Genomic DNA, 22,465 nt, shown 5'->3' with positions numbered 1-22,465 from the left:
CACCTATCAACCATCAACTCAAGCTATCAACTCCCAACTTCAAACTTCCAACTAACAACTCCCCTACTCCGCCCTCAGGCTCCTCACCGGATTGGCTATGGCTGCTTTAACTGCCTGAAAGCTGATGGTAATTAAGGTAGTCAATAATGCAATACCACCCGCTGCCGCAAAAATCCACCACGAGATAGCCGCTTTATATGCGAAATCCTGTAACCATTTGTGCATTAAATACCAGGATACAGGCACAGCAATAACAAATGCTATCACTACCAGTTTTAGAAAATCAACCGATAAAAGATTTATGATACTAGTTACAGAAGCACCCATTACTTTGCGCACCCCAATTTCACGCGTACGCTGTAAGGTACTGTAAGAAGCCAGGCCCAGTAACCCCAGGCAGGATATGAAAATAGCCAATATAGCAAAGTTGAGGAACAGATTGCCAAAACGCTGCTGACCGCGGTATTGCTTATCAAAATAGTCATCCAGGAAAAAATACCGGAAGGGGCGGTTGGGCACCAGCTGGTTCCATTTGCTTTCCAGCGCCTTTACCATGGCTGTTGCATCGCCAGCTGCAATTTTTGCGGATACCATGCTGAAGTTTCCGGGTTCAATTCTCATAGTAAGCGGCTTGATATCTTCCTGCAAAGACCGGAAATGAAAGTTCTTTACCACACCTATAATGGCGCCTTCTCTACCCCATTGTTTAAAACGTTTTCCAATGGCATCTTCCATACGGGCAAACCCCAGCAACTTAGCAGTGGCTTCATTAATAACCATAGCTTCTGTAGTATCCGTAACAAACTGTTTGGAAAAAGCTCTGCCCGCTACCATTTTCATTTTAAACTGCGGTATATAATCAAAATCTACAAAATAAGCATCCAGATTAGCCACCTGAAAATCGCCCTGTTTATTCTGTATTTCAGAGTAAGCCCCGGCATTACCGCCTCCTGGCACAGAGGATGATACAGCTACCGACTGCACCCCTGCCAACCCGGCTATTTCTTTTTTAAAAAGTTCCTGCGCCGGATCGCCACTGGTTTCTACTACCAGCACCTGATCCTGATTAAAACCCAGATCGTGGCTGCGCATAAAATGCATCTGACGATATACTATAATAGTGGCTATTATAAGAGAGATAGAAATGGTAAACTGTGCCAGTACCAGCCCCTTCCGCAGGGCAACACCTTTCATACCAGTGCTAAAACGCCCTTTGAGTACAGTAATCGGCTGAAAATTAGACAACACTGCTGCCGGATAAAAACCAGCCAGCAACCCTATTACCAATGACGTAAGCACCAGACATAACAACGCCTTTCCATTATGCCATATACCCGGGCTTACCGTTTTGCCTGCCAGCTGATTAAACAACGGCATTAGTAAGGAAGACAATGCTATTGCCAGTACACACCCGGCCAGACATAGCAACAACGATTCGCCTAAAAACTGTAAAGCCAGTTGCTGCTGCTGTGCCCCTGCTACTTTACGTATGCCTACTTCCTTAGCCCTTTCTGCTGCACGCGCTGTGGTAAGGTTTACAAAATTGATACAGGCAATCAACAGTATAAAAACAGCTATGATAGAGAATACATATACATTGTTCATGCTTCCGCGTTCCAGTCCATCCCGCGTAGCGTGCAGATACAAATCTTTCATAGGTTCCAGAGAAAAAATAAAAAACATCTTTCCCACACGCATCTGCTCGCCCACCCGCCGCTCTAAAAATGAAGGGAACTTGCTGTTCAAAGCGGCCTGGTCTGTACCGGGTTTCAGCAACAGATACGTGATAGCGCCAAAGTTGCCCCACTGTTCATCAAGCTGCCGGTGAAATGCCTGCGGATAGGTAGACATAGAAACAATCATCTCTGCTTTCAGCAGTGTGTTAGCCGGAAAGTCTTTTACCACACCGGTAACCTTAGCAGGCAACAAATCACCAGTCATCTGTACCGTCTGGCCTATAGGGTTTTCATTTCCAAAATATTTGCGGGCGGCAGTTTCAGTAAACACAACACTCAGCGGTTCTTTTAAAGCCGTTTCCGCATTGCCTTTTACCAGTTTATAATCAAACACTTTAAAGAAAGTGGAATCCGCAAACATGGTACCCTCTTCCTGATATTTAATATCGCCTTTCTTCACCAGCATACCATCGTATGCCACTCTGGTATAAGTTTCAATTTCCGGAAATTCGTTTTTCAGGTTAGGCCCGAAAGCCCAGGAAGAAACACCTGACTTTATAGTTTCAGAGGGAGTTTTAATATCGCACGATAACCGGTAAACACGATCGCCTTTTGTATGAAACTGATCGTAACTCAACTCAAAGCTTACATACAGAAAAATGAGAAAGCAGGCAGTCATACCTACTGCCAGGCCCAGAATATTAATCAGTGTAAACGCCTTATGTTTACTCAGATTACGCCAGGCAATTTTCAGATAGTTTTTGAGCATGGTTTAAGTTTTAGCGGGTATTGAGCTTCCATTACAGGGCATAGATGCCCATAGTTGCAAACCCATATAATGCCAGACTGCAAAAAACTGATTATCAACCACCTGCAAACTAACACATTACCCTGCTGTACGGTAACGATACATAAAATTGTACGGTTACAGAATATTTGCGGATATTGGCCACCTTGCATGTATGCATCAGGCACTGGTTAAACATATCCGCCAATACGTACCACTTTCTGACGAGGAGGTGCCGTTGCTATTGCCTCATTTGCGCCTGATAGAGGCGGATAAAAAAGCCATTTTGTTACGTGCAGGGCACATATGCCAGGCGCACTATTTTGTAGCAAAAGGCTGTTTACGTATGTACTTTTTGCAGGAAGATACAGAGGCAGAACATATTACCCAGTTTGCACTGGAAAACTGGTGGTTGGCGGATCATATGAGCCTGCTATTGCAAACCCCTTCGCAGTTTTTTATACAAACTGTAGAGCCTTCTGAAATTATTGCCATTGATAAGAGCCGGGAAGAAGCGCTGTTTAAAGATATACCACAGCTTGCGCCTACTGCCTGGATATGCATGCAAAAGATGCCAGAAAATACGGCGAAACGGAACAGCGCCTGTACACGCTGAGCCCCTGGCGGGAAACGCCCTTTTTACAGAAGAAGAGCAGGCTATACTTGCCTTAACAGAGGAGGTAACCCTGATTCACCAACAGGTATCTGATGCTACGTATGATAAAGCAATAACCGTATTAGGAGAAAAGCGTACTGCTGATGTAATAGTGGCGGCTATTATCATCAACGCCTGGAACAGAATTGGCGTTTCCACACACATGCAGCCTGCTTTAAGCCATTAAACAACAAAGCAGCAGGTAAGCCCATGAAGGCCGCTGCCTGCTACTTTTATTATTCAACCGGTAAGCGTGTGGCTCAACGATAACACTGCCTTTATTATGCTTAGGGCAATGCCACCACCATAGCACTGGCGCCACCACCACCATTGCAAATACCGGCAGCACCGGTTTTACCACCGTTTTGCTTTAATACATGTATTAGCGTTACAATAATACGTGCCCCGCTGGCACCCAACGGGTGCCCCAGCGCCACCGCACCACCGTGTGCATTTACTTTGGCTGCGTCCAGCCCCATCTTCTGAATATTAGCCAGGCCCACTACAGAAAAGGCTTCGTTTAACTCAAAATAATCTATATCATTTAACTGCAATCCTGCTTTGGCAACTGCCTTAGGTACTGCCAGTGAGGGTGTAGTGGTAAACCATTCCGGCGCCTGTTCCGCATCTGCATAACTGCGTATAACCGCCAATGGTTGTATACCCAACTCTTCTGCCTTCTCCTTACTCATCAGTACCAGGGCTGCTGCACCATCATTCATGGTACTGGCATTGGCAGCGGTTACGGTGCCGTCTTTTACAAAAGCAGGCTTCAGCTCGGGTATCTTATCAAATTTTACATTAAAGGGTTCTTCGTCGCGGCTAAACAATACCGGATCGCCTTTGCGTTGCGGAATAGGCACGGGCACTACTTCAGCAGCAAATTTACCGCCCTCCCAGGCAGCCTGGCTGCGTTTATAGCTTTCAATGGCAAACGCATCCTGGTCTTCCCGTGAAAAATGGCATTCTGTGGCGCAAAGTTCGGCCGCATTGCCCATCGCATATTTATGATACACATCGGTAAGACCGTCTTTGGCTAAACCATCTGCAAGACTGATATCGCCGTATTTGTTGCCCCAGCGGGTATTGGCTGAGTAATAAGGTACGTTGCTCATGCTTTCCATACCACCGGCCACTACTATATCTGCATCGCCCAGTAATATGCTTTGTGCGCCCTGCGCAATAGCTTTCATACCACTGGCGCATACTTTATTTACGGTAGTGCACACTACAGAAGCAGGTAACCCTGCAAATATAGCTGCCTGCCGCGCAGGCGCCTGGCCCAGGTTAGCCTGTAACACACAACCCATCAGCACCTCTTCTACCTGTTCAGGTTTCAGGCCGGCTTTTTCTACGGCGGCTTTAATGGCTACCGCCCCCAGCTGGGTGGCCGAAAAATCTTTCAGCGCTCCGCCAAAGCTTCCCATAGGTGTACGCACTGCTGCAACCACATATACCGTTCTTTTATCCATATGTCAATCGATTTTCATAAAGATAACAATTGTTAGCAATTGGATATAAAAGAAAGCGCCTGTCGTGGAAACGACAGGCGCCATTCTTACTATTGAGAACTTTCAACCAACCACAGTTGTTGTCAACCATGGAGTTAAAGGCTTATTTGTTTTTACCAATACAATTCAGATCGGCAAAAGCTTCTTCAAGGCGCTTCACAAAAGTTTCTTCCCCTTTTCTCAGCCACACGCGCGGATCGTAAAATTTCTTGTTAGGCTTCTCTGCACCTTCAGGGTTACCCAGCTGGCCCTGCAGATAAGCTTCATTCTTTTTATAAAAGCCCAGTACGCCTTCCCAGAAAGCCCACTGCATATCGGTATCAATGTTCATTTTAATTACACCGTAGTCCAGTGTTTCGGTAATCTGGCTTTTTGCAGAGCCGCTACCGCCATGGAATACGAAGCTAACTGGCTTATCGCCGGTTTTAAAATGCTCCTGAATGTAAGTCTGGCTGTTTTTCAGAATATCAGGACGCAGTTCCACGTTACCGGGGCTGTATACGCCGTGTACGTTACCAAAAGAAGCAGCAATAGTAAACAGCGGGCTAACTTTACCCAGTGCTTCGTAAGTTTCAGCTACTTCAGAAGGCTGTGTATATAATTTAGAGTTTTCAACACCAGAGTTGTCAACACCATCTTCTTCACCACCGGTTACACCCAGCTCTACTTCAATGCTCATACCCAGCTTAGCCATTCTTTTGAAGTATTCTACAGAGATTTCAATGTTCTCGTGCAGTGGTTCTTCGCTCAGGTCTAACATGTGCGAGCTGAACAGGGGCTGGCCGTTTTTAGCTTTATAATCTTCACCGGCAGTAAGCAGGCCATCAATCCATGGTAACCATTTTTTGGCAGCATGGTCGGTATGCAGTACTACAGGTACACCATAATATTTAGCTACGTTGTGCACGTGTAAAGCACCGCTAACCGCACCGGCGATATTCGCCTGCAACTGGTCGTTAGGCATGCCTTTACCGGCAAAAAACTGTGCACCACCGTTACTGAACTGTATAATTACAGGAGACTGTACTTTAGCAGCAGTTTCTAATACGGCGTTAATGGAGTTGGTTCCAATTACGTTTACAGCGGGCAGGGCAAATTTGTTGGCTTTTGCGTCTTCATATAAAGCTGTTAACTCTTCTCCGTGTAAAACACCGGCACGATACCTGGCCATTTTGAAAAATTTTAAAGTTTTAGAATAAGCTTACATACACTAGGCGCTGCAAAATAAACGTATAAAACACGAACATTCAAACCAAATAAATGACACAGGTTTGACCGTATAAGCGCAAACTGCTTATTTTTGCTGTCCGAACCCTCTTTTTAAATTAAAATTTCGGATGAAAAAAGAAGAAGATTTTGAATCAAACCTGGCTGGTGAAGCTGATAACGACGCAAACCATCCAGATACCGCTGAGTCCAGGGAAAGATGGTTCAGAAGATTACGTAAAGGCATTACCACCACTACTTCAGAAAAGAAGGAAACGCCTGAAGGTTTGTGGAGCAAGTGCCCGGAGTGTAACTACATCTGCACAACTACAGAGCTGGAGGAAAGCCTGTACGTTTGTCCTAAATGTAACTACCACCACCGCATAGGCAGTGAAGACTACTTTAAAATCATTTTCGACGAAGAGCAATTCACCGCTCTGTTTGAAAACATATACAGCAAAGACTTTTTAGGATTTACCGATCTGAAGCCATACCAGAAAAGGCTGGACGAAATTCATTCTAAAACCGACCTGAAAGACAGTATGCGCGTTGCCACCGGTAACGTAAACGGCAAAGGTCTGGTGGTAGCAGCAATGGATTTTGAATTCATCGGTGGATCGCTCGGTAGCGTAATGGGCGAAAAATTTGCCCGCGCCGTGGATTACTGTATTGAACACAAACTGCCTTACCTGGTAATATCTAAAAGTGGTGGTGCCCGTATGATGGAAAGTGCCTTCAGCTTAATGCAGCTGGCTAAAACATCGGGTAAACTGTCTCAGTTAAGCGATGCCGGTTTACCGTTCATTTCGCTGATGACCGATCCTACTTTTGGCGGTATCTCTGCCAGTTTTGGAATGCTGGGCGATCTGAACATTGCCGAGCCAGGTGCGCTGATTGGCTTTGCCGGGCCGCGTGTAATTAAAGAAACCATTAAAAAAGATCTTCCTCCGGGCTTCCAGCGCAGCGAATTTTTGCTGGAACACGGTTTTCTGGATTTTATTGTAGACAGGAAAGTGCTGAAAGACAAGCTGGCACAACTGATTACCTTGTTCCAAGGCTAGTGAGCCGGAAAAACATATTATATTACATCCTCTCCCGCCCTAAAGGCGGGATGGTTTTTTATAGAACATGGCTAAAGAAATGAATAACAGGCAGGCGTACTTCAACTACTACATAGAAGATAAATATGTAGCAGGGGTGGTATTGCTGGGTACTGAGGTAAAATCGATAAGAGAAGGAAAAGTAAGCTTTAACGATGCGTTCTGTCTGTTTGATGATGGCGAACTTTGGGTACGCGGTTTATATATTGCAGAGTATAAACTGGGAACAACCAATAACCACGTGGCGGTGCACGACCGCAAATTGCTGCTAACCAAAAGGGAATTAAAAAAACTTACGTTAAAAATGAAGGAGAAGGGGTATACTATTGTGCCACTCCGCGTATTTTTAAACGAGAAAAACCTGGTGAAAGTGGAAATTGGTTTGGGTAAAGGTAAAAAGCTGTACGACAAGCGGGATACCATTAAGCAAAGGGACAACGACAGGGAACTGAAGCGTTATGTGTAGGTTATTGTTACAGGTAATGATTAGTTAGCATGATTCTTGAATAATTCGGCAAAACCATCTCCCCGGCATGAAATGTTTGTATAAAAGCCTCTGCACATTGGCGCTGGTACTTATGTATCTGTTTGCCCCGGTATCCGCTCATGCACAAAGCATTAAAGGTAAATGGTATGGTGTAGGTAACGTTAATATTACCGGCAATACCAGTAACTATCTCTGCGAATTTTTACTGGAGCAAAAGGGTAATGTTATTACCGGAGAATTCAATTATTTTTTCCGCAACGGTTATTTCAGCAACAAAATCAAAGGCACTTATAATGCCGATAAAAGATTGCTGAAAATTAAATTCATTCCCATCATCTTCCACCGTACAGTAGACGCAGCCGTGGGGGTGGAATGTACCATGGAAGGGGAATTTACCTTAAAAGTATCCAGAGCAGAAAGCACGCTTACCGGACAGTTCAACAGCGATGAAGACCATAAGTACACCTGTGCTCCTATTAATATACGGCTTACCAAACTGCTGAAAGAAGTACCGTTTAAGGCCCTGGTAGAAAACGATATTGAGCAACTGGAAAAAGATACCATGCTGAAGCAACCGGAAAACCCGGTACTAAAACTGGAGCGGGAGGCACTGATTCAGCTGAATATGCGTACTAAAAAAGTGGTGAAGGAACTGGATGTATCGGAAGATTCGGTACGTATTGACCTGTACGACAACGGTGAATTTGATAATGATACCATTTCTGTTTTCTATAACGGCAAACTGGTGCAGCACAAACAGCAGTTGGAAACCCGCAAGCCCATCAGCTTCCGCGTATTTGTAGATAGTATTACGGCTAATAATGAAATAGTAATGTTTGCCGAGAACCTGGGCAGCATACCTCCTAACGCCGCATTAATGATTATTACAGACAAAGACCACCGCTACGAAGTAAACCTGAGCAGCAACTTCCGGGAAAGCGAGGCTGTGCGGTTGAAACGAGGTGCCGGTGCAGTAAAAGAACCTCCTAAGAAATAAGAGAACGTACAATATATAAAACTCCCTTACAGTTGTTTGTAAGGGAGTTTTTATTTACGGCTGTTCTTACCCTGTTTACTCCCGCTTCCGATGCTTGTACTTTTACGGAATAACGCGTAGGTAATAATTCCCAATCCGGTTACTCCGGCTAATACCGGAAACCAAAGTCCCTTATTTACATCTTCACCAGGCCACAGCACAGTATAATGCTGATCAGAATAACGCACATCCATTACTTCACCTACTTTATGCTTTTTACAAAACCCTGCCGGTATTCTTTTCTTAAACAAAAATTGCTGATACTGAAAGGTTACAAAGTAATTTCCTTTTATGCTAGCACATGACTCCGGCAGGTCCACAATCGTCATTTTTACTATTTCTCCCTCTCGGGCAATTTTTCGCTCTTCCAGGTTGGTTTTTAGTAATAAAATAGAAATAACTATTAAAATTACCCCTACTGCTGTTCTCATGTTTATCAATGTAATTTTGATTACTATAAAAAATGCCGGTCTTTCTACGGAACCGGCATTTTCTGCTATGGAATTGTCTGGCCTTTATGGCAGGTAATACAACTCACCTTAGGTAAAAACTTCGCTGCATCTGCAGAGTCTACCGCGTCCATAAAGTATTTCTTATTAATATCATCGGTCATCATCATCATATGACGGGTGGTTTCCTTTTCGTGTTTGTCATCACTACCAAAGCTCATTCTACCCGTTTCTTTGTTCTCTGCATGGCAGTAGCTGCATTTAACGCCCAATGCCTCGTTGTACGACTTCATTATTTTGTCAAGGCTGTCACGACTAATGTTTTGAGGCAAAACTTTCAGGTTTCTTTTGCGGGGTTGTTCTACGGGTTTATAGGCTACCAGGCTCAGAATTACAGAAGCACACAGTACACCAATAACCGCCACTTTTTTACGGTGGGTTTTAATCATATCATCAATTTAAACGGAAAATAGTAAAATCTTCGTACTTGCCGGGTTGCACCCAATAAAAAGGCCGTTTACATCGGTAAACGGCCTTTTTATCTGAAACAGAGAAGGTGGCAATTATATTACCTCTACTCCGTTTTGTTCTTTTACTTCTTTCATATGCTTATAGCTGGTTTTGCTGGCTTCAATCAGCTTCAGCACACGCTCACGCACATCACCTTTTAAACCATCTATTTCGCTTTCAAATATTTCTTTCAGTTCGTCCAGCTCAGCATCAGCCTGGCCTCTTAAACGACGGAATTTTCTTTTTAACTGATCGGCAGAGTCAGCAATTTTAGTGCGGGTTTCGCTACCTTTTGCAGGTGCTACCAATAAACCAATGGCTACACCAGCCACTACGCCAGACAAGGCACCGATCAATACTTTTTGTACGCTCATAGGAAACTTCTTTATTGAGTGAATAATAGTGTTTCCTATCTTTTATCCAAGAAAGATGCCAGCCTCTTTGGCTTCCTTCTCTTCCATCCATTTTTTACGTCCGTAGCCTTCAAATACGTGGCGCTCGCTATGGTAAGATGAACGTACCAGCGGACCGCTTTCAACATAATCAAAGCCCAGTTGGTAGCCAATTTCGCGCAGTTCGGCAAACTCATCCGGGTGTACAAAGCGGTGTACAGGCAAATGTTTCTGTGTAGGTTGTAAATATTGTCCTATTGTAATAACATCCACATTCACGGCTGCCAGGTCTTCCAGCGTTTGTATTACTTCCTCTTTGGTTTCGCCCAGGCCCAGCATAAGGCCGGTTTTGGTGCGCATACCACCTTCTTTTAACACTTTCAATACCTCTAGGCTGCGTCTGTACTTAGCCTGAATACGTACCTGACGGGTAAGCCTTTCCACAGTTTCCATGTTATGGCTCACCACTTCGGGTGCCGCATCAATAATACGCTGGATATTCTCTACCTGACCTTTAAAGTCGGGCACCAGGGTTTCCAATGTAGTATCCGGATTCAGCGATTTTACCGCTTTAATGGTATTGTACCAGATAATAGATCCGCCATCTCTCAGTTCATCCCTGTCCACACTGGTTAAAACCGCGTGTTTCACCTTCATCAGGTGAATAGCTTCTGCCACACGCTGCGGCTCATCCCAATCCACCGCGTCGGGCCTGCCGGTAGCAACCGCACAAAAACCGCAGCTGCGCGTACAGGTGTTACCTAATATCATAAACGTTGCGGTGCCGGCTCCCCAGCATTCGCCCATATTAGGGCAGTTACCGCTTTCGCATATTGTATGTAGTTTGTGAGTATCAACCAGGTTGCGCACGTGTTTGTAGCTTTCGCCAATAGGCAGTTTTACACGTAACCAGTTGGGTTTTTTAGGCCTTCCCTCCGCCGTAACTATCGTTTCCTCCGTCGTCTTCGTAACTATCGGTAATTCCTGCATAATCAACAAAATTAAATCACTTTCTCTTACCAAACACCAGGGCAACATATCCGTTGAAGAAAAACTTCTGATTGCTGTCGTACACCATAATTGGCATATTCTGCGTGTAATACTCAGCATTCACCCCTACTTCAATGGCGCTCAGCAACTCATTAAAACGTCCGTAATCAAACCGGAGGGCTGCGCGGGCGTGTACACCGGGCACAAATTTAATTTTGTTAAAACCTTTAAAAAGGCCTGCCGCCCCGTCAATAGCCGAGGGGTCGAGAAAACTCTGCGGATCGTCAGTATAGCGGATATCTTTAGACTGGCCTGTATTGGAATAATATACGCTCAGGTAATAAGGCTTAAGCATACCGGCAGATAAACCGCCGCCGTAAATAGCCGAAACGGCTACCCCATTTTTGTTGCCTTTGCCCCCAATCAGCCTTTGCTGACCTAAACCCAGCTTAAAATGATAGAAATTATTGATTTTACCATACACGTAGGGGTTGCCTATGTAGTAGCCACCGAGCGAGTTAGTCCTTTTTTCCTGCTTTTTGCTCTGGTGTTCGCCCAGTTCCATCCACCAGAGATCGGTGCGGTTAATAGTTTTGTATTTACCATGTTCGTAAAAAATACCGTAACCATCTGTATTCAGCTTTATACCAAATGCACCTTGTTTGTGATAGATAAGTGCCCCTTCCTCCTCCTGCTTTATCAACTGGTTAATCCGTTGTTTTCTATCGTCCTGTTTCTGTTTCCGGGTCTTTTTATCCTGTCCAAATGCGACTACCGCTACAAGTCCTGCCAGGGCAACTAATATGGTTTTCTTCACAACGTATTTATTTGATAAGCGTAAATTTAGGCAAATTTTTCGTCCAATGACTTCAGAAATAATTTATAAAGGAGAGCTGAGAACAGAGGCCCGTCACCTGCAAAGTGCAACCATCATTGAAACCGATGCACCCGTCGATAACCAGGGCAAAGGCGAGCGGTTTTCCCCTACCGATCTGGTGGCAACGGCACTGGGCAGCTGTATGCTTACTATTATGGGCATAAAAGCACGGGATATGCAGATTGACCTGGCAGGCACGCAGATAGCTATTACCAAAATTATGGCCGCCGATCCGCGCCGGATAGGTGAAATACAGGTAGCATTTACCTTTCCCGCAAGCCTGCAACTGAGCGATAAAGACAAAACCATTCTGGAAAACGCCGCCCGCCACTGCCCGGTAGCCAAAACCCTGCATCCCGATCTGGTGCAGAGCATCAGTTTTGGATGGTAGTTTTTAACAAAGCACTACCTACTGCACATTCCAGGCATCGTTTGGCATTGCAGAAATTGTTTTTCAATTCAATCAGTGCCTGAGAATCCATGGCATTTGCTGCCGTAATACCATGCTGCTGCCAATCCTGCAGAATACTGTTCTTTTCTTTGGGGGTTTGCAGCAGCCATGCCACGGCTCTTTCTTTTATAGCCGTATCGTTCATATGCAAACCATAAGCAAACAATACAGGCACTACCGTATTAATTACCAGGTTATACACCATGGCCTGCCCCAGCTTTTTAGGTAAATAGTCTGCCGGTTGTTCTAACTGGTAATGATAATGCCAGTAATCATTGGCAGTAATATCCAGCAAACGCGTTACTTCGCTTAACGCTGCCGCATCGCGTATCCAGGAAAACAGATGGTTACTTTTATGAATAAGCATAGCCAGTTGCGCCAGCCTTACCGTAGGAAAAGCAGCGGGCCGCATTCTGAGAAAGGAGGCAGTAGCTTTTACCGGCTTCAGCTGATACTTATGGCGCAGATAACGGTATTCTTTCTGTAGCATTATTTCGTAGCTACCGGTCATTTCCGTTTCCAGCAGATTAGCCTGCCCCAGCAGCAGCGCCTCCAGCTGGTTAATCTGCCTTTTATGTTTAGCCAGCACGTTCACCGGTAGTGATTCTGCTACCTGTTCAAAAAATGACGCGTTTACTTTTATACCAAAATTACGGGCCAGTAAGCGCCAGAACACATCTTCCCAATGGTTATTGGTTTCTTTCAGCAGCTGGCGTATGGCTTCCGATTTGCGGGTAAGCCTTTCCACTGCCAGCCTTTCCTTCCAGGCCGTCCAGCCCAGGGCAGAAAGTACCGGCAACATAGCACCGCAGGCAGGCGTAACCGGCGCTTCCATTAACCGCTGGTATTCGTTCAGCATTAATACCGATACCAATGGTTGCAGCTCCAGCACAGGTATGGCGCGGTTAGCCATAGACTGTGCGGGCGTTCCCTGCTGCCATATTACATGCAGAATAACATTGTCGTAATTACTGTCTTCGGAATGATGATGCCTGTCCCAATCACGGGCGTGTATATGTACTTCTACATGCCCGGCCCAGATTTTACTGCCAATACGTACACGTGCATTCAGAAAATCGGGCCCCTGATTGGTGTTGAACATACCTGGCTGAAGAATGTGAATCTTCTCCCCCTCTGTAGTATAAGCCGATTTGAAATTGAAGTAACGATGCAGCCAGATAAACTGCAATAATTTTTCAGGAATAACAGCTGCCTGTGGCACATAAGTCAGCATAAGCAATCGGTGGTTTATTCAAATATAAACCACCGGCTTCATAATCACAAGATTTCCAACTCTTTTAAGGCCTTTACCACACGGCTTACCGGCAGCCCCATCACGTTATAAAAGTCACCTGAAATACTTTTAATACCCGTTACACCAATCCATTCCTGTATGGCGTAGGCACCAGCCTTATCATATGGTTTATATTTATCTACATAAAAAGCAATCTCTTGCTGCGTAAGAAAATGAAACTCTACCTGGGTAACATCATAAAAAGCAATTTCCTTTTCTCCGTACAGCAGCACCACTCCGGTAATTACCTCGTGGCGCTGTCCGGCAAGGTCGGTAAGCGTTTCAATAGCTTCTTCGCGGCTGGCAGGTTTGCCTATTATTTTTTTCCCCAGCACCACCACAGTATCAGCAGCCAGCACTGGTGCAGGCGCTTCTACAGCCGCCCCGCCCCATAACTGCGCTTTTACTGCCAGCGCCTTGTTACGTGCAATATGCACAGGCACCTCTGCAATAGCCATTCCTTCCGGATAAGACTCGTCAGTGGATTGTACTACTACTTTAAAAGGCACTTCTGCCCATTCCAGCAACTGCTTTCTGCGGGGCGATTGTGATGCCAGTATTACCTCTTGCTGCATAATGTTAAAAATAACGACATATTACATCGGAATAAATAAGAAAGAAACCCATAGACAATATACCCGTAAGCATTACCAGTTTAATAAGGCTGCTGAGTTTATGGTAATGCGCCGGCGATTGTGCTGAAAACAGTTTCCGGCTTATGTTCAGCAATGGCCCTATAATCAGAAACACGGAGTATACAATACTAATCCACCAGCCAAACTGTATTACATATACCTGTGTAGTACCCACCATGGCAATCAGCACAATCAGCCATACCATTACAAATACCTTGGTAGCATTATATCCCCACACTATAGGCATGGTTTTACAACCATATTTACGATCGCCTTCCACATCTTCCATATCCTTTACCACTTCGCGTATCAGTGATATAATAAAGGCAAAGCCGGTGTATAATACGGTAAGCCGGAATATCTTTTCAATTTCCAGATTGCCTGCACGGCTTTTAGAAAGAAAAAACTGGTTACCTTCAAACCAGGTAAGCGCAATGATAGACCACGCTGTAATAGCCGCTACCAGTACATTACCTATCAGAAACTTTTTCTTGAGTGTGGTGGAGTAAAAGAATAACAGTATTACACATGCTATGGCACTTAGCCCCGCAATTTTACTGCCAGCCCGCAGGTCTACAATAAAGCTGAAACCAATAGCAAGCATACTCAGCAGAATATGCAGCGCCAGCGCTTTTCTGCGGCGGATTACGCGGTCAATAATAACTTTATCAGGTTTGTTTACCTGGTCTATATTCAAATCAAAATAGTCATTAATAATGTAACCTGCAGCAGCTATCAGCACGTAAGAAAGCAGAATCAGCACAAAATAAATACCTTCTACATTAGGCTTTAATCCGGCCTGATCAAACACAGGCTTTAGTACACAGTACTTAAACATAACCTGTGTTAACGCAATAAACACAAGGTTAGGCCACCTGATTAATTTTAAAAATGCGGTGATTTGTTTCAACTAAAATAGGTTTTATTGCGATTTAATCTGTGTATCTGCCATCCAGTCGCCACGCAGCTTCAGTACTTTCTCAATTACATCTCTGCCACATCCCTCTCCTCCTTTCAGTGGGGAAATATAGCGGGCAACACCTCTTATTTCCGCTACCGCGTCACTTGGGCAGCACGGCAAAGCTACCAGTTGCATCACTTCATAATCCGGTATATCATCACCCATAAAAAGCAATTCTTCATTACGCAGCTGCTGCTGCTGCATGTATTGCTGTAAACATTCCAGTTTATTCTCCACCCGCATAAACACATCGGTAATACCCAGATTGTTCAGGCGTTCTTTTACTTCCGGCGAATTGCCACCGGAAATAATTACCACACGGTATCCCTTTTTTACGGCCAGCTGTAACGCATAACCGTCTTTAATATTCATACGCCGGGCCATTAAACCACCAGGCATTACCAGTAACATTCCATCTGTTAACACCCCGTCTACATCAAAAACAAAGGTGGTTATGGGTTTAAACAATTCAAGTACATTCATTTACCGCTATATTTCTTAATTATCTCCGTTCACAAAAGTATCCCCTCTTCTTCCTGCACAAACTGTTGCTGATCGGGCACCATTATTTCCAGCTCTCCTGTTCCCGGCAATAACGTACACTGGCAACCCAGGCGCGATTCCGGGCGTGGATTTTCTGCCCTTTCAATAAAATCCTCTTCCCGGCTGGTTATTCCCGAAAGAAATGCCATGCCCGTTACCACGTACAAATGACAGGTGCTGCAGGCGCAGGAAGCACCGCATTTATGCTGTAGTTCTATACCATTATCCAGGCAAATATCCAGCAAAGACTGGCTGGCCGCTACCTGATGTAAAACTACCGGCGACCTTCCCACCTGCTCAAATTTCACCTTTATCTGGTACATAACTCATTCAGTTTGCGCTGCAAAAGTAGGGATAAAGCTATAAAACCAACCTGACGGGCGTAATGCAGACAGCTGACCGAAAACAAAAAACAAACAATTGTTTGTTAATACAATTATCCGCCCCTATTTTTGCCATCCATTTACAATGTTTATCGGTTGCTTGCTATTGATTTTAACCCCGTCCGGTTCTCCGCACGGGGTGTTTTTTTAATGGCTTATAATGGCACCGGTAAGATGTTTATACAAATCAGTCAGTTCCGGATAAGGTTTCAGCACCTGTAAATGCTTTTCAATAGTTACCATATCCCTCCTTACTGCAGGGCCGGTTTGCACGCTGGCAGGCGAATAATGCTGTAAACGGGCGGCCGTTTCCTGTATTAAAGGCAGTAACGCTTCAAAACCTATGTTCTCTTTTTTGCAAAACTCCTCTGCCTGCATGTATAAAAAGTTGGTAAAGTTGGAGGCTAACACGGCGCCTACGTGCAGTTTTAAACGCTCTGCATCGCCAGCATGCCCGGTAATGGGCGATAAACTTTGGGCAAACCGGGTAATTACCTCTTCCGCTTCCGGTGTATTGGCATCGGTAAACAGGGGTATCACCGGCTCACTATCCATATTTTTACGCAAACTCTGCAAAGGGTATAATACGCCATAGTTGGCCGAGCTGTTTTTCAGTATCTGTAAAGGCGCAGCTCCGGTAGTATGCACCACCAGCTGCTCGTGCAGCAGCACCTCTTCCACTACCTGCGGCAGCGCTGTATCCGATACAGAAACCATATACAAATCTGCATCTCCATTTAAATACTGCATAGAATCGGCAGCGGTGGCATCCAGCTCTGCCGCCAGTTTACTGGCATTATCCAGATTACGGCTGATAACCTGTAATACAGAATGACCGGCTTTTACCATTCTTCTGCCTAGTACGGTGTTTACATTTCCAGATCCGATGAGTACTATCTTCATGTTGTAATACTTTTCAGGTGTAGCTTTTTCGTGCCTGAAAGTAAGAGAATATTTTTTCGCAGCCAACCAGCCGGTACACTTAACCGTAGGAAATGATTTTATCCTGGTTGCCATTTTTTGCCTATTTTAGAATCAACCATCACATTCCACCGGTATTACTATCCCCTGTGCCGGTATGTGTTAACAATATATGGAATACCCACCCGCCATTGTTCCGGTGCTTGTAATGTTACTTGTTACAAGGCCATTAACGGTGCTGCTTCACGAGCTGGGCCATGCTGTTCCTGCACTTTTATTCAGCCGCGGGCCGGTTACTATATATATAGGTTCTTTTGAAGAAACCCATCAGAGCAAATCTGTAAAGCTGGGGCGCCTTACCTGCTGGTTTCGCCGTAACCCCTTGCAATGGTGGTGGGGCCTGTGCGAAGCGGATTGTGGTAGCATGAGCGTGGCCAGGCAGGTGATTTATGTAATGGGTGGCGCGCTGGTTTCATTGTTTTTTGCATTGCTGATGTTGTACCTGCTTTTATCAGCCAGCCTGCCCATGCCGCTGCTTATTTTCTGCACGCTGTTGTTTACATCTGCCCTGTTTGATATCCTGTTTAATTTTAATCCGTTTTTGAAACGCACGCAGGCAGGCCAGACATATTACTCCGATGGCCGCACCCTTATTCAGTTATTGCGGCTGAAACAATCAGCCAAAACCTACCATCAGGCCCTGCAATACTACCGCGATAAACAATATGAATCTGCGGCCACATTATTTGAACGGTTATTAAAACGCGGGTGGACCAATGAAGAAACCTACCGGCTGGCGGGCACCGCCTGGCTTTTTTGCCGGCGGTACCCCAAAGTAATACAGATATACATGGCGCTGTGCGACAAATGCCCGCTGAATGCGGATGACTGGTACTGCCTGGGCATGGCGCACCTGAACCTGAACCAACCGGAAGAAGCGCAGTATTTTCTGGAGCAATCATTAGCCCTGCAACCAGATAACCCCTACACGTTGAATGCACTCGGCTACCTGTTTACCACCCTGGAGGCTTTTGAATCGGCTTTACCCTGGCTAAACAAAGCCATTGAACTGGATAATAATTATAGCTATGCCTGGAATAACCGCGGATATGCCCGCATGAAAACCGGCCAGTTGGAACAAGGGCTGGCAGATGTACAGCATGCTATTCAGCTGGACAGAGAAAATTCATACGCCTGGCGCAATCTGGGTATTTATTACCTGCTGAAACAGGAACCGGAAAAAGCCAGGGAATGGTTATTGAAAAGCCGGGAAATGGCTGCCGATACACCGCTGATAAATGAGTTGTTGCAGCAATGTGACACAAAAACTGCCTGAGAACGGCAAACTACAGCGGGCATAAAAAAAGAAAGGCTATAAAAGCCAGTTTCCCCCCGGAACGCTTCCATAGCCATTGCTTTCAGGAAAGAAAGTAAGGCATCAAAACAATGCTTTTACGCTCTCTCCGTGTTAAAAGAGTACGCAAAGAGAAAAAATACGTACGGCATTAAAAAAAAATTCCAACTTCGAATCCCTTATTTTTGAAGGGCTTATAATTTGTTGCCCTGCTTTTTTTAAACCTTAAACCGGATGAAGCTTTTACAGAAGATAGCAAAAGGGTATTACAGGGCCAGGTTCAGAACACTTGGCAGCGTATCTCCCCGGATAGCAGCCGAAGCCGCTTTCCAGCTATTCTGCACCCCTTACAGCGGTAAGCCCAAAAGGGAAATGCCTCCTGTATTTCAACAGGGTACGCCTGTTTCCCTCACTTTTCAGCAATTGACCATCAGGGGTTTTGAATGGCTGCCACAGGGTATGCCCGCCACCCATACTTTGCTCATTTGCCATGGGTTTGACAGCTTCAGTTACCGTTTTGAAGACTATGTAACCCGTTTTCTGCAGCTGGGTTACCGGGTGCTGGCTTTTGATGCGCCCGGCCATGGCATCAGCGATGGAAAAAAACTGAATATTGTTGAATATAAACAGATTATACTGGATATTATCCACCGTTTCGGCCCGGTAAATGGCATTCTGTCTCACTCCATAGGTGCCCTGGCGGTGGCTCTGGCAGCGGAAGAACTACAGCAGCCTGACCTGAAACTGACGCTGATAGCGCCAGCTTCTGAGCTTTCTCGTGCTGTGCATCAGTTTAACCATATTTTCCGGCTTTCCCCTGCTACCCATGCCGCTTTTGTTACCAGGCTGGAGGCGGCAGGAGGACATCCCGTACAGTGGTTTTCGGTAAACCGCATTGTTCAGCACCTGCAGCAGCCGGTAATGTGGCTGCACGACACGGAGGACAAGATTTGCCCTTTTGCCGACACAGCCGATACCCGGCTTAAACATCTGCCGCATGTAACCTTTGTACAAACTACCGGATGGGGACATAGTCAGATTTACCGGGAACAATCTGTTCAGCAGCAGATCGCAGATTTCAATTTATTTTGAAAATATGAGAACATTGTTTGTCTTTTAACTGATTGATTTAATATTGCAGCATGGCAAAAAACCTTTTAATAGTCGAATCTCCGGCGAAAGCAAAGACCATTGAAAAAATTCTTGGTGATGATTTCGAGGTAAAAAGCTGTTACGGGCATATCCGCGACCTGGAAAAGGACGATATGGGTATAGACCTTAATAACAACTACCTGCCCCGTTATATGGTGCCAGAGGATAAGGAAAAGGTGGTAAAAGAATTGAAACAACTTGCCAAAAAAGCCGATGAGGTTTGGTTAGCATCGGATGAGGACCGTGAAGGGGAAAGTATCAGCTGGCATCTGGCTGAAGTACTGGGTTTGGATCCCGTAAACACCAAACGCATCGTGTTTCATGAAATTACAGCCCCTGCCATTAAAAAAGCAGTAGCAACCCCGCGCCGTATTAATATGGACCTGGTAAACGCCCAGCAGGCCCGCCGTGTATTGGACAGGCTGGTGGGTTTTGAACTGAGCCCGGTTTTGTGGCGTAAAATAGGTATGCAGCGCAGCCTTAGTGCAGGACGTGTGCAAAGCGTAGCCGTACGTCTGATTGCGGAACGCGAACGCGAAATCAACGCCTTTAAAGCAGAAAGCAGCTATAAGGTAGAAGCGTTTTTTACCGCAGAAGACATTCATAAAAAGAAAGTAAGCTTTAAAGCAGATGGCCCTGCTAAAATAAACAGTCAGCAAACCGCACAGCAGTTTCTGGAAAGCTGCAAGGGCGCTGCTTATAAAGTGGCTGATATACAGGTTAAACCTGCCAAACGTACACCCGCCGCACCTTTTACCACCTCAACTCTGCAGCAGGAAGCCTCCCGTAAACTGGGTTACAGTGTTAGTAAAACCATGCTACTGGCGCAGAAGCTGTACGAAAGCGGTAAAATAACCTATATGCGTACAGACAGCGTAAACCTGAGTGATACCGCTATGGGCGATATCCGTAACGAGGTTACGCATAGCTACGGCAACCAATACTATCAGAGCCGCCAGTATAAAAACAAAAACGAGAGCGCACAGGAAGCGCACGAAGCTATCCGCCCTACCTACATGAATGCACATACGGTAGATGATGCAGATGCACGCCGCCTGTACGAACTGATCTGGAAAAGAACTATCGCCTCACAAATGAGTGATGCGGAGTTTGAAAAAACCATTGCAAAAATCAGTATCTCTACCAATAAAGACCTGTTAACCGCTACCGGTGAGGTAATGAAGTTCGACGGCTTTTTAAAGGTATACCTGGAGGGTAAAGACGAAGAAGAAGACGAGGACGATACAGAAGGCATGCTGCCACCGTTAACTACCGGCCAGCAGCTGGACTTTAACCGTATGACTGCTACCGAAAAATTCACACGCCCCGGCCCCCGTTACACGGAAGCCTCGCTGGTGAAGAAGATGGAAGAACTGGGCATTGGCCGTCCATCTACCTACGCCCCTACCATTTCCACTATTATGAAGCGTAACTACGTGGAAAAGCGGGATAAAGAAGGCGTAAAGAGAGATGTGAACATTCTGGAACTGACCAAAAAGGACGAGATTAAAAAAGAAGTGGTTCAGGAAAATACCGGTGCGGAAAAATCCAAACTGTTTCCTACCGATCTGGGCCTGGTGGTTACTGACTTCCTGAAACAACACTTTCAAAAGGTAATGGACTACAACTTTACCGCCCGTATTGAAGAAGAGTTTGATGAAATAGCAGGCGGTAAACTGAAGTGGAACAATATGATTGACGGGTTTTACAAACCCTTCCACAGCAATATTGAAGTTACCCTGGAAACTGCAGAGCGTGCCAAAGGCGAACGCGAATTGGGTGTAGACGCAGCCAGTGGTAAAAAAGTAATTGCCCGTATGGGCCGTTATGGTCCCATGGTACAGATTGGCCATGCCGATGATGAGGAAAAGCCACGCTTTGCCAAGTTAAAAGCCAGCCAGAGCATTGAAACCATTAGCTACGATGAAGCAATGGAGCTGTTTAAACTGCCCCGCCAGCTGGGTGAGTTTGAAGGCTCTGAAGTAAGCGTTAACATTGGTCGTTTTGGCCCTTATGCCGCGCACGATAAAAAGTTCTATTCCCTTAACAAGGAAATGGACCCTTACAGCGTAACGCTGGAAGAAATAGCGCCCATGATTGCAGAAAAGCGCCAGGCAAAAGACGAGCGCACGATTAAAGTGTTTGAGAAAGAAAAAATTCAGGTACTGAAAGGCCCTTATGGCCCTTATATTAAGCAGGGACTGCGCAACTACAAGCTGAGCAAAGAGCAACAGGAAAGAGCCGCAGAACTGACTATAGAAGAGGTAAAAGCTATTATAGAAGAGCTGAAAGCCAACCCACCCAAAAAGGTGGCGAGGAAGAAGAAAGCGAAATAACCTAAAGAGGCGCCCCTGAAAGGCGCCTCTTTAATTTTCACTCCATGCAATAGCCATAGCAGCAACCGTAATAAACAACAGAGGCCGTCTCAGACGAGATAGCCTCTTTCACTCAACAACACGACCAAAACCTAAAACACTCCCTTTTACCTACATGCGGGCAATAAGGAATGTTCTGGTATTATCTTAAGGCTCTTCCGTATCATCGTCATCTTCCTCCTCTTCAAAATCATCCTCTTCGTCCCACTCAATATCTTCTATTTCATCTTCATCAATATCTGCATCCTCCAAATCTTCATCGTCCAGCACAGGTAATGCCTCTTCAGCCGCATCTCCGTCTGCTATACCCGGCACATCCTCCTCATCTTCCTCTTCATCAAAATCGTCGTCTTCGTCATGTTCCCCGCCTGGCCAGGCAGCCTGTAGACTATTAATTATTACTGGTTCAACATCCAGTTCGGTTATAGCGTAATCATTAAGTATATAAAACATAGATGGTATTTTTACTGGTTATTAAATTCTACAGGTTATTTAGCTGGTGTGTTGTGGCGGTGAATGCTGCCGGAACATTTATCGCCAGTGGCAGGCTCCGGCTGGTGTTCCGTTTTCTCCAATCCTTTATTATCTCCTTTTTTATCGTGCTGGCGCTCATCCTCTTTAAACCGTTTTTCATCCGTTTTAGCTACATTGGCGGTGTTAATAGTGGTTGTATTCATATGCTTAGGTTTTAGTACATAACAGCACATAAAAACATCATAC

At 45.3% G+C, this 22,465-nt stretch carries 24 protein-coding genes and 1 pseudogene; 9 read left to right on the top strand and 16 right to left on the bottom strand.

Going from position 1 to position 22,465, the window contains the following annotated elements:
• Nucleotides 1-63 precede the first annotated feature (63 nt).
• The gene (locus IEY13_RS06655) at nt 64-2,445 is read right to left on the bottom strand and encodes an ABC transporter permease (protein WP_188951146.1); all 2,382 of its coding nucleotides are present in this window, start codon (nt 2,443-2,445) and stop codon (nt 64-66) included.
• A 193-nt stretch (nt 2,446-2,638) separates the two neighbouring features.
• Between IEY13_RS06655 and IEY13_RS06650 the strand changes: the two are divergent.
• Nucleotides 2,639-2,974, top strand: a pseudogene (locus tag IEY13_RS06650) (Crp/Fnr family transcriptional regulator); the annotation flags it as partial.
• 47 nt (nt 2,975-3,021) lie between these two features.
• Nucleotides 3,022-3,135, top strand: coding sequence for a hypothetical protein (locus IEY13_RS30410; RefSeq protein WP_373286921.1), 114 nt, complete (start codon nt 3,022-3,024; stop codon nt 3,133-3,135).
• A gap of 270 nt (nt 3,136-3,405) precedes the next feature.
• On the opposite strand, the gene IEY13_RS06640 is transcribed toward IEY13_RS30410, so the two are convergent.
• Both IEY13_RS06640 and fbaA read right to left on the bottom strand, forming a co-directional pair.
• A complete protein-coding gene (locus tag IEY13_RS06640) occupies nt 3,406-4,590 on the bottom strand; it encodes an acetyl-CoA C-acyltransferase (protein WP_188951144.1) in 1,185 nt (394 codons plus the stop codon).
• 142 nt (nt 4,591-4,732) lie between these two features.
• Nucleotides 4,733-5,800: a class II fructose-bisphosphate aldolase gene (fbaA, locus tag IEY13_RS06635; RefSeq protein WP_188951143.1), complete on the bottom strand. Its 1,068-nt coding sequence runs from the start codon at nt 5,798-5,800 to the stop codon at nt 4,733-4,735.
• 166 nt (nt 5,801-5,966) lie between these two features.
• Here fbaA and accD point away from each other — a divergent pair, with 166 nt between their 5' ends.
• From accD to IEY13_RS06620, 3 genes are all read left to right on the top strand, one after another.
• Nucleotides 5,967-6,896 carry an acetyl-CoA carboxylase, carboxyltransferase subunit beta gene (gene accD, locus IEY13_RS06630; RefSeq protein WP_188951142.1) on the top strand — a complete coding sequence of 310 codons (930 nt, stop codon included), beginning with the start codon at nt 5,967-5,969 and terminating at the stop codon, nt 6,894-6,896.
• A gap of 67 nt (nt 6,897-6,963) precedes the next feature.
• Nucleotides 6,964-7,401, top strand: coding sequence for an SsrA-binding protein SmpB (gene smpB / locus IEY13_RS06625; protein ID WP_188951141.1), 438 nt, complete (start codon nt 6,964-6,966; stop codon nt 7,399-7,401).
• Nucleotides 7,402-7,468: 67 nt separating this feature from the next.
• On the top strand, nt 7,469-8,419 hold the full coding sequence (locus tag IEY13_RS06620; RefSeq protein ID WP_188951140.1) for a hypothetical protein: 951 nt from the start codon (nt 7,469-7,471) through the stop codon (nt 8,417-8,419).
• Nucleotides 8,420-8,469: 50 nt separating this feature from the next.
• Here the strand turns inward: IEY13_RS06620 and IEY13_RS06615 are convergent, their stop codons facing one another.
• The 5 genes from IEY13_RS06615 to IEY13_RS06595 form a co-directional block, all read right to left on the bottom strand.
• Complete coding sequence (locus IEY13_RS06615; protein WP_188951139.1) at nt 8,470-8,889, bottom strand: hypothetical protein; 420 nt, start codon at nt 8,887-8,889, stop codon at nt 8,470-8,472.
• A 65-nt stretch (nt 8,890-8,954) separates the two neighbouring features.
• The gene (locus IEY13_RS06610; protein WP_188951138.1) at nt 8,955-9,356 is read right to left on the bottom strand and encodes a c-type cytochrome; all 402 of its coding nucleotides are present in this window, start codon (nt 9,354-9,356) and stop codon (nt 8,955-8,957) included.
• Between the two features lie 114 nt (nt 9,357-9,470).
• Nucleotides 9,471-9,791, bottom strand: a complete 321-nt coding sequence (locus IEY13_RS06605; RefSeq protein WP_188951137.1) for a YtxH domain-containing protein — start codon at nt 9,789-9,791, stop codon at nt 9,471-9,473.
• 42 nt (nt 9,792-9,833) lie between these two features.
• Nucleotides 9,834-10,799 carry a lipoyl synthase gene (gene lipA / locus IEY13_RS06600; RefSeq protein WP_188951136.1) on the bottom strand — a complete coding sequence of 322 codons (966 nt, stop codon included), beginning with the start codon at nt 10,797-10,799 and terminating at the stop codon, nt 9,834-9,836.
• A 16-nt stretch (nt 10,800-10,815) separates the two neighbouring features.
• Complete coding sequence (locus IEY13_RS06595; protein ID WP_188951135.1) at nt 10,816-11,616, bottom strand: hypothetical protein; 801 nt, start codon at nt 11,614-11,616, stop codon at nt 10,816-10,818.
• 46 nt (nt 11,617-11,662) lie between these two features.
• Between IEY13_RS06595 and IEY13_RS06590 the strand changes: the two genes are divergently transcribed.
• Nucleotides 11,663-12,067: an OsmC family protein gene (locus tag IEY13_RS06590; RefSeq protein ID WP_188951134.1), complete on the top strand. Its 405-nt coding sequence runs from the start codon at nt 11,663-11,665 to the stop codon at nt 12,065-12,067.
• Here the strand turns inward: IEY13_RS06590 and IEY13_RS06585 are convergent.
• From IEY13_RS06585 to IEY13_RS06560, 6 genes are all read right to left on the bottom strand, one after another.
• Nucleotides 12,051-13,361, bottom strand: a complete 1,311-nt coding sequence (locus IEY13_RS06585; RefSeq protein ID WP_229687762.1) for a DUF2851 family protein — start codon at nt 13,359-13,361, stop codon at nt 12,051-12,053. The genes IEY13_RS06590 and IEY13_RS06585 overlap by 17 nt on opposite strands.
• A 44-nt stretch (nt 13,362-13,405) precedes the next feature.
• Nucleotides 13,406-13,996: a Maf family protein gene (locus tag IEY13_RS06580; protein ID WP_188951133.1), complete on the bottom strand. Its 591-nt coding sequence runs from the start codon at nt 13,994-13,996 to the stop codon at nt 13,406-13,408.
• A 4-nt stretch (nt 13,997-14,000) separates the two neighbouring features.
• Entirely contained in the window at nt 14,001-14,894 is an 894-nt protein-coding gene (locus IEY13_RS06575; RefSeq protein ID WP_229687761.1) for a geranylgeranylglycerol-phosphate geranylgeranyltransferase, read from the bottom strand.
• A gap of 84 nt (nt 14,895-14,978) precedes the next feature.
• On the bottom strand, nt 14,979-15,500 hold the full coding sequence (locus IEY13_RS06570; protein ID WP_188951131.1) for a KdsC family phosphatase: 522 nt from the start codon (nt 15,498-15,500) through the stop codon (nt 14,979-14,981).
• Between the two features lie 29 nt (nt 15,501-15,529).
• Nucleotides 15,530-15,883 (bottom strand): 2Fe-2S iron-sulfur cluster-binding protein, encoded by a 354-nt coding sequence (locus IEY13_RS06565; protein ID WP_188951130.1) that lies wholly within the window; start codon nt 15,881-15,883, stop codon nt 15,530-15,532.
• 207 nt (nt 15,884-16,090) lie between these two features.
• Nucleotides 16,091-16,960 carry a Rossmann-like and DUF2520 domain-containing protein gene (locus IEY13_RS06560; RefSeq protein ID WP_229687760.1) on the bottom strand — a complete coding sequence of 290 codons (870 nt, stop codon included), beginning with the start codon at nt 16,958-16,960 and terminating at the stop codon, nt 16,091-16,093.
• A 76-nt stretch (nt 16,961-17,036) separates the two neighbouring features.
• Between IEY13_RS06560 and IEY13_RS06555 the strand changes: the two genes are divergently transcribed.
• From IEY13_RS06555 to topA, 3 genes are all read left to right on the top strand, one after another.
• Nucleotides 17,037-18,200: a tetratricopeptide repeat protein gene (locus IEY13_RS06555; protein ID WP_188951129.1), complete on the top strand. Its 1,164-nt coding sequence runs from the start codon at nt 17,037-17,039 to the stop codon at nt 18,198-18,200.
• A gap of 252 nt (nt 18,201-18,452) precedes the next feature.
• Entirely contained in the window at nt 18,453-19,310 is an 858-nt protein-coding gene (locus IEY13_RS06550) for an alpha/beta hydrolase (RefSeq protein WP_188951128.1), read from the top strand.
• A 50-nt stretch (nt 19,311-19,360) separates the two neighbouring features.
• The gene (topA, locus tag IEY13_RS06545; protein WP_188951127.1) at nt 19,361-21,706 is read left to right on the top strand and encodes a type I DNA topoisomerase; all 2,346 of its coding nucleotides are present in this window, start codon (nt 19,361-19,363) and stop codon (nt 21,704-21,706) included.
• Nucleotides 21,707-21,892: 186 nt separating this feature from the next.
• Here the strand turns inward: topA and IEY13_RS06540 are convergent, their stop codons facing one another.
• Together IEY13_RS06540 and IEY13_RS06535 are read right to left on the bottom strand one after the other, a co-directional pair.
• A complete protein-coding gene (locus IEY13_RS06540) occupies nt 21,893-22,198 on the bottom strand; it encodes a hypothetical protein (protein WP_188951126.1) in 306 nt (101 codons plus the stop codon).
• A gap of 35 nt (nt 22,199-22,233) precedes the next feature.
• Nucleotides 22,234-22,422: a hypothetical protein gene (locus tag IEY13_RS06535; protein ID WP_188951125.1), complete on the bottom strand. Its 189-nt coding sequence runs from the start codon at nt 22,420-22,422 to the stop codon at nt 22,234-22,236.
• Nucleotides 22,423-22,465 lie beyond the last annotated feature (43 nt).

Origin of the sequence: Filimonas zeae (assembly GCF_014641615.1) — a bacterium.
Classification (GTDB): domain Bacteria; phylum Bacteroidota; class Bacteroidia; order Chitinophagales; family Chitinophagaceae; genus Filimonas; species Filimonas zeae.
This window is presented reverse-complemented; position numbering and strand designations above follow the sequence as displayed.

Bases quoted from the DNA above. Each gene is read 5' to 3' on its own strand.
- IEY13_RS06590 (WP_188951134.1), top strand. From the start codon at position 11,663: ATGACTTCAGAAATAATTTATAAAGGAGAGCTGAGAACAGAGGCCCGT.
- IEY13_RS06560 (WP_229687760.1), bottom strand. From the start codon at position 16,960: ATGGCAACCAGGATAAAATCATTTCCTACGGTTAAGTGTACCGGCTGG.
- IEY13_RS06615 (WP_188951139.1), bottom strand. From the start codon at position 8,889: ATGAGAACAGCAGTAGGGGTAATTTTAATAGTTATTTCTATTTTATTA.
- IEY13_RS06535 (WP_188951125.1), bottom strand. From the start codon at position 22,422: ATGAATACAACCACTATTAACACCGCCAATGTAGCTAAAACGGATGAA.
- IEY13_RS06575 (WP_229687761.1), bottom strand. From the start codon at position 14,894: ATGTTTAAGTACTGTGTACTAAAGCCTGTGTTTGATCAGGCCGGATTA.
- smpB (WP_188951141.1), top strand. From the start codon at position 6,964: ATGGCTAAAGAAATGAATAACAGGCAGGCGTACTTCAACTACTACATA.
- IEY13_RS06550 (WP_188951128.1), top strand. From the start codon at position 18,453: ATGAAGCTTTTACAGAAGATAGCAAAAGGGTATTACAGGGCCAGGTTC.
- accD (WP_188951142.1), top strand. From the start codon at position 5,967: ATGAAAAAAGAAGAAGATTTTGAATCAAACCTGGCTGGTGAAGCTGAT.
- IEY13_RS06580 (WP_188951133.1), bottom strand. From the start codon at position 13,996: ATGCAGCAAGAGGTAATACTGGCATCACAATCGCCCCGCAGAAAGCAG.
- IEY13_RS06555 (WP_188951129.1), top strand. From the start codon at position 17,037: ATGGAATACCCACCCGCCATTGTTCCGGTGCTTGTAATGTTACTTGTT.
- IEY13_RS06610 (WP_188951138.1), bottom strand. From the start codon at position 9,356: ATGATTAAAACCCACCGTAAAAAAGTGGCGGTTATTGGTGTACTGTGT.
- IEY13_RS06655 (WP_188951146.1), bottom strand. From the start codon at position 2,445: ATGCTCAAAAACTATCTGAAAATTGCCTGGCGTAATCTGAGTAAACAT.
- IEY13_RS06570 (WP_188951131.1), bottom strand. From the start codon at position 15,500: ATGAATGTACTTGAATTGTTTAAACCCATAACCACCTTTGTTTTTGAT.
- lipA (WP_188951136.1), bottom strand. From the start codon at position 10,799: ATGCAGGAATTACCGATAGTTACGAAGACGACGGAGGAAACGATAGTT.
- IEY13_RS06585 (WP_229687762.1), bottom strand. From the start codon at position 13,361: ATGCTGACTTATGTGCCACAGGCAGCTGTTATTCCTGAAAAATTATTG.
- IEY13_RS06605 (WP_188951137.1), bottom strand. From the start codon at position 9,791: ATGAGCGTACAAAAAGTATTGATCGGTGCCTTGTCTGGCGTAGTGGCT.
- IEY13_RS06565 (WP_188951130.1), bottom strand. From the start codon at position 15,883: ATGTACCAGATAAAGGTGAAATTTGAGCAGGTGGGAAGGTCGCCGGTA.
- IEY13_RS06620 (WP_188951140.1), top strand. From the start codon at position 7,469: ATGAAATGTTTGTATAAAAGCCTCTGCACATTGGCGCTGGTACTTATG.
- topA (WP_188951127.1), top strand. From the start codon at position 19,361: ATGGCAAAAAACCTTTTAATAGTCGAATCTCCGGCGAAAGCAAAGACC.
- IEY13_RS30410 (WP_373286921.1), top strand. From the start codon at position 3,022: ATGCATGCAAAAGATGCCAGAAAATACGGCGAAACGGAACAGCGCCTG.
- fbaA (WP_188951143.1), bottom strand. From the start codon at position 5,800: ATGGCCAGGTATCGTGCCGGTGTTTTACACGGAGAAGAGTTAACAGCT.
- IEY13_RS06540 (WP_188951126.1), bottom strand. From the start codon at position 22,198: ATGTTTTATATACTTAATGATTACGCTATAACCGAACTGGATGTTGAA.
- IEY13_RS06640 (WP_188951144.1), bottom strand. From the start codon at position 4,590: ATGGATAAAAGAACGGTATATGTGGTTGCAGCAGTGCGTACACCTATG.